At 41.2% G+C, this 13,723-nt stretch carries 14 protein-coding genes and 1 other RNA gene; 13 read left to right on the top strand and 2 right to left on the bottom strand.

Features of this window, described 5'->3' with window-relative positions; translation table 11 throughout:
* Nucleotides 1-239 precede the first annotated feature (239 nt).
* The 3 genes from tpiA (at nt 240) to eno (ending at nt 4,159) form a co-directional block, all read left to right on the top strand.
* Nucleotides 240-998, top strand: a complete 759-nt coding sequence (gene tpiA, locus ACFW35_RS03505; RefSeq protein ID WP_379843824.1) for a triose-phosphate isomerase — start codon at nt 240-242, stop codon at nt 996-998.
* On the top strand, nt 995-2,527 hold the full coding sequence (gene gpmI / locus ACFW35_RS03510) for a 2,3-bisphosphoglycerate-independent phosphoglycerate mutase (protein ID WP_379843825.1): 1,533 nt from the start codon (nt 995-997) through the stop codon (nt 2,525-2,527). Before tpiA ends, gpmI begins: the two co-directional genes overlap by 4 nt.
* A gap of 339 nt (nt 2,528-2,866) precedes the next feature.
* Complete coding sequence (gene eno / locus ACFW35_RS03515) at nt 2,867-4,159, top strand: phosphopyruvate hydratase (protein WP_379835729.1); 1,293 nt, start codon at nt 2,867-2,869, stop codon at nt 4,157-4,159.
* 167 nt (nt 4,160-4,326) lie between these two features.
* Here eno and ACFW35_RS03520 read toward each other — a convergent pair whose 3' ends face one another.
* Nucleotides 4,327-4,395, bottom strand: coding sequence for a hypothetical protein (locus ACFW35_RS03520; RefSeq protein ID WP_379847368.1), 69 nt, complete (start codon nt 4,393-4,395; stop codon nt 4,327-4,329).
* A 205-nt stretch (nt 4,396-4,600) separates the two neighbouring features.
* On the bottom strand, nt 4,601-4,774 hold the full coding sequence (locus ACFW35_RS03525) for an asparagine synthase (protein ID WP_077359727.1): 174 nt from the start codon (nt 4,772-4,774) through the stop codon (nt 4,601-4,603).
* A 183-nt stretch (nt 4,775-4,957) separates the two neighbouring features.
* Between ACFW35_RS03525 and ACFW35_RS03530 the strand changes: the two genes are divergently transcribed.
* The 10 genes from ACFW35_RS03530 (at nt 4,958) to ACFW35_RS03575 (ending at nt 13,594) form a co-directional block, all read left to right on the top strand.
* Nucleotides 4,958-5,659, top strand: a complete 702-nt coding sequence (locus ACFW35_RS03530; RefSeq protein ID WP_379843827.1) for an FHA domain-containing protein — start codon at nt 4,958-4,960, stop codon at nt 5,657-5,659.
* Nucleotides 5,660-5,884: 225 nt separating this feature from the next.
* Nucleotides 5,885-6,145 (top strand): hypothetical protein, encoded by a 261-nt coding sequence (locus ACFW35_RS03535; protein ID WP_379843828.1) that lies wholly within the window; start codon nt 5,885-5,887, stop codon nt 6,143-6,145.
* Between the two features lie 44 nt (nt 6,146-6,189).
* A complete protein-coding gene (locus tag ACFW35_RS03540; protein ID WP_379843830.1) occupies nt 6,190-6,522 on the top strand; it encodes a hypothetical protein in 333 nt (110 codons plus the stop codon).
* A gap of 88 nt (nt 6,523-6,610) precedes the next feature.
* Nucleotides 6,611-6,850 carry a preprotein translocase subunit SecG gene (gene secG / locus ACFW35_RS03545; protein WP_077359719.1) on the top strand — a complete coding sequence of 80 codons (240 nt, stop codon included), beginning with the start codon at nt 6,611-6,613 and terminating at the stop codon, nt 6,848-6,850.
* 142 nt (nt 6,851-6,992) lie between these two features.
* Nucleotides 6,993-7,682 (top strand): alpha/beta hydrolase, encoded by a 690-nt coding sequence (locus tag ACFW35_RS03550; protein ID WP_379835717.1) that lies wholly within the window; start codon nt 6,993-6,995, stop codon nt 7,680-7,682.
* Nucleotides 7,683-7,694: 12 nt separating this feature from the next.
* Nucleotides 7,695-8,441, top strand: a complete 747-nt coding sequence (locus ACFW35_RS03555; RefSeq protein WP_379843832.1) for an alpha/beta hydrolase — start codon at nt 7,695-7,697, stop codon at nt 8,439-8,441.
* A 29-nt stretch (nt 8,442-8,470) separates the two neighbouring features.
* The gene (rnr, locus tag ACFW35_RS03560) at nt 8,471-10,789 is read left to right on the top strand and encodes a ribonuclease R (RefSeq protein WP_379843833.1); all 2,319 of its coding nucleotides are present in this window, start codon (nt 8,471-8,473) and stop codon (nt 10,787-10,789) included.
* A gap of 101 nt (nt 10,790-10,890) precedes the next feature.
* The gene (gene smpB, locus ACFW35_RS03565) at nt 10,891-11,358 is read left to right on the top strand and encodes an SsrA-binding protein SmpB (RefSeq protein WP_066292503.1); all 468 of its coding nucleotides are present in this window, start codon (nt 10,891-10,893) and stop codon (nt 11,356-11,358) included.
* A gap of 140 nt (nt 11,359-11,498) precedes the next feature.
* Nucleotides 11,499-11,859, top strand: a transfer-messenger RNA (tmRNA) gene (gene ssrA, locus ACFW35_RS03570).
* A 478-nt stretch (nt 11,860-12,337) separates the two neighbouring features.
* Entirely contained in the window at nt 12,338-13,594 is a 1,257-nt protein-coding gene (locus ACFW35_RS03575; protein ID WP_379847369.1) for a DUF445 domain-containing protein, read from the top strand.
* Nucleotides 13,595-13,723: the final 129 nt, after the last annotated feature.

The following is a 13,723-nucleotide window of genomic DNA, read 5'->3' on the forward strand; positions in this document are numbered from 1 at the left end:
TTTCTTAAGCTTTGTTGCTTTTGTGGGTGGTTGATTTCCGCTCCAGGTTGCTTCGCTTTCCGCGGGGCGGGCGGTGAGCCTCCTGGCGTTTTGCGCCGTTAGGAGTCTCACCTGTCCCACTCGTCCCGCAGGAGTCTCGCACCTTGCGCTCCAATCAACTTTTCTATGATGAGTTTACAAGATTGACCGACTGCAACAACCTTTTAGAAAAAAGTGACAATTTAAAGAGGTGAATTTGAATGCGTAAACCTATTATTGCAGGTAACTGGAAAATGAATAAAACGTTAACTGAAGCACGCAGTTTCGTAGAAGAAGTGAAAGGTCTTGTGCCTTCAGCTGAAACTGTTGATTCTGTAATCTGTGCTCCTGCTCTTTTCCTTGACTGTTTAGCAGACGAAGCAGAGGGTACACCTCTTGCAATCGGTGCTCAAAACATGCACTTCGAGGAGAGCGGTGCTTTCACAGGTGAGATCAGCCCTGTTATGCTAAAGGATCTAAACGTTCAATATGTTATTCTTGGACATTCTGAACGCCGTGAACTTTTTGGCGAAACAGACGAACTGGTTAACCAAAAAACACAAGCTGCATTCAAACACGGATTAACTCCGATCGTTTGTGTGGGCGAAACATTAGACCAGCGTGAAGCTGACAAAACAAAAGATGTTGTTAAAGAACAAACGGAAAAAGGACTTCAAGGTCTTTCAGATGAGCAGATGAAACAAACGGTTATCGCTTATGAGCCAGTTTGGGCAATCGGAACAGGGAAGACAGCATCTTCTGAAGATGCAAATGAAGTTTGTGCTTACATCCGCAGTGTTGTTGCAGAACAATTCTCACAAGATGTCGCAGATGCAGTTCGTATTCAATACGGCGGCAGTGTAAAGCCTGACAACATCAAAGAATTAATGAGCATGTCTGACATCGATGGTGCATTAGTTGGCGGTGCCAGCCTTGATCCAAAATCTTACCTTCAGCTTTTGGAGGGCGTTAGCCGATGAGTAAAAAACCGGTAGCTTTAATCATCTTAGACGGCTTTGCTTGCCGTAATGAAGACAAAGGTAATGCTGTTGCACAAGCGAAAAAGCCCAACTTTGACCGCTACTGGAAAACGTATCCTCATGCACAACTAACTGCAAGTGGGGAAGCTGTTGGTCTTCCTGATGGTCAAATGGGAAATTCAGAAGTGGGTCACTTAAACATTGGTGCAGGACGTATCGTGTATCAAAGTTTGACTCGCGTGAATTTATCGATTAAAGAAGGCGATTTTTACGAAAATCAAACTTTTATCGAAGCCATGAACCATGTGAAGCAAACTGGCAAAGCTCTTCATATCTTCGGTTTGCTGTCTGATGGAGGCATCCACAGCCACATCGAACATATCTTGTCACTGCTTGATCTTGCTAAAAAGCAGAACGTAGAAAAGGTATATCTGCACGGATTCTTGGACGGGCGTGATGTACCGCCTCAATCTGCAAAGAGCTATATTCAAACAACAGTCGATAAGATAAATGAACTTGGTATTGGTGAGATTGCAACATTATCAGGCCGCTATTATTCAATGGACCGTGACAAGCGCTGGGATCGTGTAGAAAAATCGTACCGCGCGATGGTTTATGGTGAAGGCCCTGATTACACAGATCCGTTCGAGGTCGTAGAAGACTCTTACAGGAACGGAATTCATGACGAGTTCGTCTTGCCGTCTGTTTTGAAAAAAGAAAATGGCGAGCCAGTAGCGACTATTCAAGATGGAGATGCAGTCATCTTCTGTAACTTCCGTCCTGACCGTGCCATTCAAATCTCGCAAGTGTTTACGAATGAAGACTTCCGTGGTTTCGACCGCGGTGAAGCGTTCCCTAAAAACCTTCACTTTGTATGCTTAACACATTTTAGTGAAACAGTAGATGGCGATGTGGCATTTAAGCCGACCAACTTGGACAATACGCTAGGAGAGGTTTTATCACAGCAAAACTTCAAACAGCTTCGTATTGCCGAAACTGAAAAATATCCGCATGTAACGTTCTTCTTCAGCGGAGGACGTGAAGCTGAGTTTCCTGGTGAAACCCGCATCTTGATCGACTCCCCAAAAGTAGCAACATACGACTTAAAGCCTGAAATGAGTGCTTATGAAGTTACGGATGCGCTTTTAGGAGAGATCGAAGCGGATAAACATGACGCAATCATCTTAAACTTTGCCAACCCTGATATGGTAGGGCACTCTGGAATGCTTGAACCTACGATTAAAGCGGTTGAAACAGTTGATGAATGTTTAGGAAAAGTAGTTGATGCGATTATTGCAAAAGGTGGAGCAGCGATCATTACAGCTGACCATGGTAACGCCGATGAGGTTATTACGATGGAAGGGAACCCGATGACAGCTCACACAACAAATCCTGTACCGGTAATTGTTACCCAAGAGGGAGCAGAACTTCGCCAGGACGGAATCTTGGCCGACCTTGCACCAACGGTTCTAGCTCTTTTAGGCGGCAATCAGCCGAAAGAAATGACAGGTAAAACGTTAATTAAATAGGGCATCTTAATGGTGTATAACGCTGCAAAGTGACGTCTGCACTAGTTGTGGAAGAAGTTGATTTCCGCTCCAGGTACTCGCTTTCCACGGAGCGTGCGGTGAACCCGATCGAAGATAGTTAAAGATACGGAGTCAAAGAAGCATAATGCTCCTGCGTCTACAAGTAATTCTATCGAAGAGAGCTTCCTCGTCGCATGCCTTACGAGAAGGTTACTCAGGTGGTTGGCACGCACCTTGCGCTCCAATCAACTTTTCTTAGAAGCGTACTCATGCTTCAAAGCAAGAACCTTTTTGAAATGAACCTTTACATTAAACTTTTTATTAAAAGGAGAGAATTTTATGTCAACGATTATTGAAATTTATGCTCGCGAAGTCCTCGACTCTCGTGGTAATCCAACAGTTGAAGTAGAAGTTTACACTGAATCAGGTGCTTTCGGACGCGCAATCGTTCCATCTGGTGCTTCTACTGGTGAATATGAAGCAGTTGAGCTTCGTGATGGCGATAAAGAGCGTTACCTTGGAAAAGGTGTTATGAACGCAGTAAACAACGTAAACGAAAACATCGCTCCTGAGCTAATCGGCTTCGATGTATTAGACCAAGTTGGAATCGACCAAACATTGATCGAGCTTGATGGTACTGAAAACAAAGGCAAGCTGGGTGCTAACGCAATCCTTGGAGTTTCCATGGCTGTTGCCCACGCTGCTGCTGATTTCTTAAACGTACCTCTTTACATGTACCTAGGAGGATTCAACTCTAAGACTCTTCCAGTACCAATGATGAACATCCTTAACGGTGGAGAGCACGCTGACAATAACGTTGATATTCAAGAATTCATGGTTATGCCTGTTGGTGCTGAAAGCTTCCCAGAAGCACTTCGCATGGGAACTGAAATCTTCCACAGCTTAAAAGCCGTTCTTAAAGAAAAAGGCTTAAACACAGCTGTAGGTGACGAAGGCGGATTCGCTCCTAACCTTGGTTCAAATGAAGAAGCTCTTCAAACAATCATGGAAGCGATCGAAAAAGCTGGCTACAAGCCAGGTGAAGAAGTACGTCTTGCAATGGACGTTGCTGCTTCTGAATTGTTCAAGAAAGAAGACGGCAAATACCACCTTTCTGGTGAAGGTGTTGTTAAATCATCTGAAGAGATGGTTGCATTCTACGAAGAGCTTGTTAACAAGTATCCGATCGTTTCAATCGAAGACGGACTTGATGAAAACGACTGGGAAGGCTTTAAATTATTAACAGAGCGCATCGGTGACCGCGTTCAGCTAGTGGGTGACGACTTGTTCGTTACAAACACAACAAAGCTTTCTGAAGGTATCGAAAAAGGAATCGGTAACTCAATCCTTATCAAAGTTAACCAAATCGGTACGCTGACTGAAACATTTGACGCGATCGAAATGGCTAAGCGGGCAGGATACACTGCTGTAATCTCTCACCGTTCAGGTGAATCTGAAGACAGCACAATCGCTGACATCGCAGTTGCGACAAACGCGGGTCAGATCAAGACTGGTGCTCCTTCACGTACAGACCGTGTTGCGAAATACAACCAGCTTCTTCGCATCGAAGACGAGCTAGGCAACCTTGCTGTATACCCAGGAATGAACGCATTCTACAACCTCAAGAAGTAAGTAGTACAAAAGTAGGGGTCTGACCCCAAACAAAGACAAACCGCCATTTTGTCTTTCTGACAAAGACAGCCCCCGGATAGGCGCCTCAGAGCCGCATCCGGGGGCTGTCTTCATTTAAAACTGCGAAACTGGCACAAGTCTGTTTAACAAACAATAAACCCTGCTGTTTATCGAGAGCGGCCGTTAGAATGAAGGATGGTAACAATGAGCATTGAGAAACTAATCATTAGTGACATCGTTTCAAAAACAGTCATTTTTGATCCCTCCAATCTTGTTACCTTTAAGATTTGTAAAAGCAGGGTTGTCCTATACGGTACAATCTAAAAATTTTGAAAATAATTATTAAATGTATAAATTCGAAGAAATGACTTACATCTAAATAAAGAAGGTGCCCCAAAAGCAAAAACTTTCGGTGCACCCTACATTATAAGAATTTAGAACCTAACGGCGATGTTCAACAAGGTCAATTACACCTAGTACGACGTGAGCAAGACCAAAACCAAAGATCGTATTGGCAACCATCTTGTTCGTTCCGCGCGACTGTTTTAGCGCATATCCAGTAGCGGTAACTGCTGTTCCTAAAGTTGCAGGAATGAAACCTTCACGAATATTCATTGCAATATCCCTCCGACATCTTGAGTTCCTAGGTTCTGCGGTATCATTGCGACACCATTGTTATTGTTGCCTTGCCGGAATAAATGATACTTTCATTCATCCGTATCGTTATTTCTTCTAATTTGAGCCATTATCATATAAAATGCTAGTAACAAGTTATTGTTTTTGTACGGGGGAATTAATATGAAACAAAGCTTATACATACGAATAGAAGCGGGAGATCCTTACGAAACGGGGAGCTTGATTCCGCTTAAGTCCGAAGGGGAAGTGTTAACCTTTGGGAGATCATCACATACAAATGAAACAGATATTTCATTACTAAGTCCATATGTTTCACGCAATCACGCTGAAATCTTTATGCAAGACGGTCAGCCTTTTATTCGTGACTTGGATTCCAAACACGGGACTGAGCTTAATAAAGTAAAGCTGGATCCAAATGTCCCAAAACAGCTGCAATCAGGTGATGTAATCAGTCTGGCAAAAGGTGTTGTTCTGCTAACCTACTTGAATACCGAAACAGCAGAAACAGACTTAACGATGGAGTTCACATCACCAATCGAATCGCCTGAAAAGAAAATCACGAACGGGCTGCACATCATTCCTGAACGCCGCCAAATCTCGATCGACGGTGAACCCTTATTTTTATCGGGTAAACATACGGATCTGCTCATTTTTCTCTACAGGAAAAAGAACCAGGCTGTGAGCAGCGACGAAATTAAGATTCAAATCTGGCCTGAAAGAATGGTAGCAGGATCAAATACGCTGCCTGATGTAGGAAACGATGAGATTAATGCTCTAGTCTATCGTTTGCGAAAGAAGCTCGGACCATATGGTGACTCCATTGTTACCGTTCCGCGTTACGGGTATATGCTGCAAATTAAATAAGTTCCGACCACTTAGAAACCTGCACTAGACTTAATGTCATGCAGGTTTTTTTGTCCTTTTCAATTATTTAAACATCTGTTTAATTTTCAGAAACTTATCATCTTCGTATGAGAGAAGAATCATGTAAAAGCCATTTTAGAGTTGATGAAAAGAGAGTAAATTAAGTAAAAGGAAAAAACTCCTTAAATATCGATGTTTCTTCCAAATAGGTGTGGTGAAGTGAAAATGAGGGTAGAGGAAACTATACAGCATCGAAGAGACAGGGCATTTCGTTTTCAGCTATATTTTGGATTTATCATTCTTTTATTTATTATTTTGATTTTCAGAACGTATGACCTGCAGATTACGAATGGTGAAAAAGCCCGTTTAAAATCAGAAAGCTATGAAGATGTTGTTTTAAAAAAATCCATATTCAACGACAACTACTATTCCTCACAGAAGGACACACCATCAGAAACAGACATAAAACAATCAAAAGATCAGTAAAATGAATATGGGGGATGTCCCCATAATGCGAAGAGGGGATGTTTATGATGCAGCCACTTAAACAAGAATCTTCGGATGGTGCAGAAATCAAACAAGAGAAATTGAATCCAATCAGCTTTGTTGGAAAAGTGAAAGAAGCAAAAGGAAGTATGTTTACGATTCATCATAAAAAAACGATGATGAGAGTACAGCTAGATTCCAAAACAGAGCTCCTTGACGGAGATAAGACACTTGATATTGCGCCAGATGAAGCAGTTCAGCCTGGAGTTACAGTCCAAATCGTGGGACTTCTAAATAAAAGGCTTAACGTAATAAAAGCTGTCCGGCTTTATATCTTTCATAAGGAATTTGATATCAATTACTTTGGAACAAATTAAAGAAGGTTCAGAAAAAAACTTTGCCTCGTCCCTTCCACTATGATACATTTATAGTAATGTAACGTGGAACGGTGGAGGTGTAACATTCATGCTAACAGCAGCAAAAATCCTTCTTATTTTAGTATCATTATCTTTAATTGTTGTCGTTGTTCTTCAGTCAGGTCGTTCGGCCGGATTATCAGGAGCGATTACAGGTGGAGCTGAGCAGCTTTTTGGTAAGCAAAAAGCACGCGGTATTGATGCATTGCTTAGTAAACTCACAGTGATTCTTGCAGTATTATTCTTCATTTTGACAATTTCAGTAGCGTATTTCTTACCTACAAATTAATCAGTACTTTAGGAGCAGCAGGCGAAACATCGCTTGTTGTTTTTTTACTGCGCAAAAACCGTTGCTCATCATTTCTTATATTGGTTGTGATATGATTTGATACGTACATAAAAGGGTAATCTAAAGTCAAAAAGGTGGTAGCATGATCGGTTGTCTTTGTTTGCATGGCTTTACCGGAGGACCCTATGAAATCGAGCCCATCACAGAGTATCTTCAGAAAAATACAGATTGGATACTTTCTGTTCCGACTTACCCAGGGCATGGGACTGAGCTTTCATTAAAGGGAAGAACACACAAAGAATGGCTGCAAGAAGCAGAAAACGCATATCTTGAACTTGAAAAAAAAGCCGATAAAATCTACATCGTCGGGTTTTCAATGGGTGGAATGATCGCAGGGTATCTGGCATCCAAATATGGCTGCGATAAGTTAATCTTGTTGAATGCAAGTGCTTATTATTTAAACCCCGGACAGATGATTAAAGATATAGCGAATATGATGATCTCAGGATTTAATGGTCAGTTAAAAGACCATGAACTCTATAAAAGATACAGGAAAAAGCTGCTTGATACCCCTTTAAGTGCAACAAGGGAATTTCGAAAGCTAGTAAAGCTGCTTAAACCAGAATTATCACAGATCTCAGCACCAACGTTGATTGTACAAGGAGAGTGTGACGGACTTGTACCAAGAAAAAGTGCGGAGTTTTTATATGGGACGATTGCAGCATCCAATAAACGAATTTGCTACTTTAAAGAATCGAAGCACATGATTTGCCATGATGTTGAAAAAGATCAGCTGATCGATGAAGTTTATCAATTTTTAATGAGTGAATAGGAGAGAAACAGCATGAAAATTACAGCACCAAAACCGTTTTTCTTTGAAGGAGGAAAGCGGGCAGTCCTCATGCTGCACGGATTTACCGGCAGTTCAGCGGACGTTAGAATGATGGGGAGATTCCTTCAAAAGAAAGGCTACACGTGCCACGCACCACAATATAAAGGACACGCGGTTCCACCTGAAGAACTCGTCCATACAGAACCAGATGACTGGTGGGAAGATGTAATCGGCGGGTACAACCACTTAAAAGAAAAAGGATATGACGAAATTGCGGTTGTCGGACTTTCTCTTGGAGGCGTATTTTCATTAAAACTCGCAACTGAACAGCCTGTAAAAGCCGTTGTCCCAATGTGCGCACCCATGTACATCAAAAGTGAGGAAGTGATGTATAAAGGGGTTTGTGAGTATGCCAAAGAATATAAAAAGCGTGAACAAAAATCTCCTGAACAAATTGAACAAGAAATGGAAGAGTTTAAGAAAACGCCGATGAATACGCTAAAAGCGCTCCAAGAGCTCCTGCAAAGCGTAAGAAATTCAGTAGACCTTGTATACGCACCTACGTTTGTGGTGCAGGCTAGACATGATGAAATGATTAACACAGATTCTGCAAATATTATTTATAACGAAGTTGAAAGTGAAAAGAAAGATTTAAAATGGTACGAAAATTCAACACACGTCATTACATTAGACAAGGAAAAAGAACAATTGCATGAAGACGTATATGCATTCTTAGAAGACCTGGAATGGTCTGAATAGAACCTTTTCCTTAAAAAGGAGGTCAGTTTTTGGATAAACTGCAAATACTCCAGCTCATGAAAGAATCGGAAAAGCCGATGACAGTAACCGAGATTGAAGAAGCTCTTCAACTGCCGGATGCTGATGCTTTCAAAGAACTGGTTTTATCATTAAATCAACTAGAAGATGAAGGTTCCGTAGTAAGAACACGAACAAACCGTTATGGTCTTCCAGAAAAGATGAGCCTGATCAAAGGGCGAGTACAAGGCCATGCAAAAGGCTTTGCGTTCTTGATCCCTGAAGACAGCGAACAGAAAGATGTGTATATCTCACAATCAGATATGAATGGCGCGATGAGCGGTGATACCGTTCTAGTCCGGTTAAACAACACATCTTCGGGATCACGTCCAGAAGGAACGATTATCCGCATTTTAGAGCGCGGCGTAACTGAAGTAGTCGGTACATTCCAGGAAAGCCGCAGGTTCGGTTTTGTTGTTGCTGACGATAAAAGAATTCCTAACGATATTTTCATCCCTGCAGAGGGCGTGAATGGTGCTGTTGAAGGACATAAAGTCGTGGTGAAAATAACGAAGTACCCAGAAGGGCGAAACAGTGCTGAAGGTGAGATCATCCATATTATCGGACATAAAAACGATCCGGGTGTGGACATCATCTCTGTTATTTTTAAGCACGGACTGCCAAGGGAGTTCCCTGAAGAAGCATTAGAACAAGCGCACAATACGCCAGACGAAATCGATCCGAAAGACATTGAAGGACGCCGCGATCTTCGAAATGAAACGATCGTAACGATTGATGGAGCTGACGCAAAGGACTTGGATGACGCCGTTCATGTTATAAAACTGCCGAACGGTCATTATAAGCTTGGCGTTCATATTGCTGACGTTACTCACTATGTAACGGAGGAGTCAGCAATTGATAAAGAAGCACGTGAACGCGGTACCAGTGTGTACTTAGTTGACCGGGTTATCCCGATGATTCCGCATCGTCTATCAAATGGAATCTGTTCATTGAACCCGAAAGTTGACCGTTTGACAATCTCTTGTGAGATGGAAATCAATCATGACGGTGAAGTTATCAAACACGATATCTTCCCGAGTGTCATTAAAACAACAGAACGAATGACTTATACGGATGTCCGGAAAATTTTGCAGGATGAAGATGAAGAAGTTTCTAAGCGCTATGAACCTTTAATTCCATTCTTTAACCTAATGGGCGAGCTGGCAGAAGTTTTGCGTAAAAAACGTTTTGCCCGCGGTGCGATTGACTTTGATTTTTCAGAAGCAAAAGTTCTCGTAGATGAAAATAGCGATCCACAAGATGTCGTACTGCGTGAACGTTCAGTTGCTGAAAAGCTGATTGAGGAATTTATGCTTTGTGCCAACGAAACCGTTGCTCAGCATTTCCACGAGCTGGAGCTTCCGTTCATGTATCGTATCCATGAAGATCCAGACGAAGGCAAGCTGGAACGTTTCTTGGAATTCATCGGGATGTTCGGTTACGCCTTAAAAGGTACTGCAGGCGATATTCATCCACGCAGTCTTCAGCAGCTTCTGGAAACCGTTAGAGGCGAACCAGAAGAGATGGTGATCAGCAAGATCATGCTTCGATCCATGAAACAGGCGAAATATGATCATATGTCACTTGGCCACTATGGCTTAGCAACTGAATTCTATACCCATTTCACTTCGCCGATCCGACGTTATCCGGATTTAATTGTTCACAGATTGATCCGAACATACCTGTTTGAAAAAGATACCGGTCCAAAAACGGTAAGCCATTGGAAAGCAGAGCTGCCAGGAATCGCGAAACACTCTTCAGCCATGGAACGCCGTGCGGTTGATGCAGAGCGTGAAACGGATGAACTTAAAAAAGCCCAGTTTATGCTTGATAAAGTTGGGGAAGAGTTTGATGGTGTAATCAGTTCCGTTACTAACTTCGGCCTTTTTATCGAACTGCCGAATACAATCGAAGGTCTTGTGCATGTCAGCTACTTAACAGACGATTATTATCGTTTTGATGAGAAGTTTATGGCCATGATCGGAGAGCGTACAGGTAACGTGTTCCGAATCGGTGACGAAATTTCAATTCGGGTTGTGAACGTAAACGTTGATGAACGCGCGATTGATTTTGAGATCGTCGGTATGAAAGGAACACCGCGCAAGCGTCATAAAGACCGCCAGCAAGTAATCGATATTGGTGACACACCGAAACGAGGACGAGGAAGACGCAGCAAGAGCCGTAATAGTGAGTCTGATCGTTCCAGCGGCCCTCAGGATTCTAAAAAGGGCAAGAAAAAGCCGTTTTACAAGCCTGTGGCTAAAAAGAAAGGCAAGAAAAAGAAGAAATAATAGGGTGATGATCAAGGTTCATCTATCATGGTGAACCTTGACGTTATTTGACCAAATTGCTATAATTAAAGTTCACTTGCTGTGGGGAGGATTGAGTTTACATGCCAAAAGGAGAAGGGAAAGTAGTCGCACAAAATAAAAAAGCGCGGCACGATTACCACGTCGAAGAAACATTTGAAGCTGGAATTGTCCTTCAGGGCACGGAGATAAAATCCATTCGCGCAGGACGGGCAAACCTTAAAGATTCATTTGCCCGCGTGCAAAACGGCGAGTTGTTTCTGCACAACATGCATATCAGTACGTACGAACAAGGAAATCGTTACAACCACGATCCGCTTCGTACACGAAAGCTGCTTTTGCATCGCAAGGAAATAAATAAGCTTTTAGGTGCAACAAAAGAACAAGGGTATTCCATTGTTCCTTTGAAAATGTATCTTAAAAATGGCTTTGCTAAGCTTTTAATTGGTTTGGCTAAAGGTAAGAAGCATTATGACAAGCGAGATGATCTTAAGAAGAAGGATGCAAAGCGAGAAATCGAGCGCGCATTCCGCGATCGTCAAAAAGTCTAAATTGGCTCTCCTTACAGGAACTTACAATTGAGATGATGCATTAATAATGTTATACTGAGTACACAAGTGAATAAGAGCAAATAAGCTTTTATCTCTCTCCGGTAGCGGCAGAATTAAGTTTCTGCACACCATTTTATAATGGGGACGTTACGGATTCGACAGGGGTAGTTTGAGCTTAAGTTGCGAGTCGAGGGGGTCGGCCTCGTTAAAACGCCAAAGCCAATAACTGGCAAAACAAACAACAACTTAGCTTTAGCTGCGTAATAGCACTTTAGCTGTTCCTCCCTCCATCGCCCATGTGGTAGGGTAAGGGACTCACTCTTAGTGGGCTACGCCGGTTGTCCTCCGCCTGAGGACGATGGAAGAGAATAATCAGGCTAGCGATCTGGACGCCTGTCGGCTGGCAGATGGATTCGCGAATCGCGAATAAACCGACTACACTCGTAGAAGCTTAAGTGCCAATATCTTTGGACGTGGGTTCGACTCCCACCGTCTCCACCAATACATATATTGGTGGTTTTTTTGTTTTATGAATAGTAATTTAGAGTCGAGTTAATTCATCAAACAGTCTTGACCACAAGAAATACAGAGCCACAATCGAAAAGATTCGGCATTAACACTCTTCATTTTTCTTAACCAAAACAATATATAGAAGCTGTGATAAAATGAATTCCATCAAAAGGTATTGTTAACCCGAATGGCGTTAGAATATAAAGAACTAAAGTCGAGTAAACCCTTTTCCTTTTTTTAACGTTGTATTGAGGAATTATTTTCAATCTATCCGATATTAAAAAAAGTCCTCTTTACTGTGGGGGTCAGATTTAGATTAACTTTTTTAGGGATGATTATTAAAAGATTTTTTTTGTTGTTTTCTATAGTGCTGCATTTTTAAAAGTCATTTTGAAAAGGATAACAACTAAATCGTATTGAATTTTTATACTATAAGAAGAAGGAAAACATTTTGCCAAAGGAAGTTATGATGGAGAAAATAGAAAAAAAATCAAAATATTACGCGAAAATTTCATTAGGAGTTATGGGTGCTGGATTTTTACTAAGTATTCCTTTCCAAGACTTTTTCATTGGGCGATTATTACAAGGAGGATTTGAAGCAGGCCTTGTAGGTGGACTGGCAGACTGGTTTGCTGTTACAGCTCTTTTTCGACATCCTCTTGGTATTCCGATTCCACACACTGCATTACTTCCAAAAAACCGAGATAGAATGCTAAGGGCTATTATATCCATGCTTGAAAATGATTGGCTGACGAAAGAAAGTATTCAGGGGAAACTGAAACAAATTAAAATTACAGAGAAATTAATACAACTTGCAGAGAAAGAATTGTATTCAGTTTCTTTTAATAAAGGGATTAGATCCATACTTCATCAGGCTATCAGTCATGTAAATGCAGAAAACATAGCTCCGTTTATAGAAAAAGAGCTAAAGACCCGTACTCTTTCTATAGATGTTGCTGGTTTTCTTCAATCCCTGATCAATCAAGCTCTTAAAAGAAATTTGGAAGAAAAAGCATTGGATTATTTTCTTGCTGAGACTGAAAAATGGATGGCAAAGGAAGAGACGAAAGTAAATATCGGTATTATGGCTAAACAGTTGCTGGACAATACTGAGGCAGATGGCTTTTTAAAGATGGCTGTTCAATCTTTTAGCAATTTGATTAACGCAGAAAAGCTAGGGAATATGCTTCAACCATTTTTTCTTAAGAGAATCATTCTCTTACAAGAGTCTGATAATCCATATAGACATTTGATCCTTAACCGGATTCGAAAAGAATTAGAAAATGTGCAAGATAGAGAAAAACTCGTTGCTGATATAAATAAATGGAGAGATGACCTCATAAATAATTGGACTCCAGCTGATCAAATTACAAACATTTTGGGTCAGCTGCAACAAAAATTGATCCTGTTAACCAAAGAAGAAGAATTTATAGAGCAGTATGTACTTCCATTATTTAAAGACCTCATTGAGAAAATTAAAAATGATCCTGAAAAAATAGACAACATTGAAAGTTGGGTACAAAAGCAAATTTCCTATTTGATTGAAAAAAACCATTCGAAAATAGGTATGCTTGTAAAAGAAAACCTTGAGAAACTGGATAACGAAACGCTTATCAATATAATGGAAAATAACATAGGCAAGGATTTGCAATGGATTAGAGTGAATGGAGCGATCTGCGGGTTTTTAATAGGAATAATCTTAACTATTTTTAAGGCTATTGTGTGAGATTAGATTCTAATTTGAGCGAAGGATCCTATATTCAGGAACTTAATTGATGAAAGTTTTTTCTATCTGATTAGCTTCACTGTCACCCGAATAACGGACTGGTAAAAGTCTCTTATTCGGTTTTTTTGT

This window comes from Fictibacillus sp. NPDC058756, assembly GCF_042746035.1.
Lineage (GTDB): Bacteria > Bacillota > Bacilli > Bacillales > Fictibacillaceae > Fictibacillus.

Coding starts and splice junctions, on each gene's coding strand:
- tpiA (WP_379843824.1), top strand. CDS start 240: ATGCGTAAACCTATTATTGCAGGTAACTGGAAAATGAATAAAACGTTA.
- gpmI (WP_379843825.1), top strand. CDS start 995: ATGAGTAAAAAACCGGTAGCTTTAATCATCTTAGACGGCTTTGCTTGC.
- eno (WP_379835729.1), top strand. CDS start 2,867: ATGTCAACGATTATTGAAATTTATGCTCGCGAAGTCCTCGACTCTCGT.
- ACFW35_RS03525 (WP_077359727.1), bottom strand. CDS start 4,774: ATGAATATTCGTGAAGGTTTCATTCCTGCAACTTTAGGAACAGCAGTT.
- ACFW35_RS03530 (WP_379843827.1), top strand. CDS start 4,958: ATGAAACAAAGCTTATACATACGAATAGAAGCGGGAGATCCTTACGAA.
- ACFW35_RS03535 (WP_379843828.1), top strand. CDS start 5,885: ATGAGGGTAGAGGAAACTATACAGCATCGAAGAGACAGGGCATTTCGT.
- ACFW35_RS03540 (WP_379843830.1), top strand. CDS start 6,190: ATGATGCAGCCACTTAAACAAGAATCTTCGGATGGTGCAGAAATCAAA.
- secG (WP_077359719.1), top strand. CDS start 6,611: ATGCTAACAGCAGCAAAAATCCTTCTTATTTTAGTATCATTATCTTTA.
- ACFW35_RS03550 (WP_379835717.1), top strand. CDS start 6,993: ATGATCGGTTGTCTTTGTTTGCATGGCTTTACCGGAGGACCCTATGAA.
- ACFW35_RS03555 (WP_379843832.1), top strand. CDS start 7,695: ATGAAAATTACAGCACCAAAACCGTTTTTCTTTGAAGGAGGAAAGCGG.
- smpB (WP_066292503.1), top strand. CDS start 10,891: ATGCCAAAAGGAGAAGGGAAAGTAGTCGCACAAAATAAAAAAGCGCGG.
- ACFW35_RS03575 (WP_379847369.1), top strand. CDS start 12,338: ATGGAGAAAATAGAAAAAAAATCAAAATATTACGCGAAAATTTCATTA.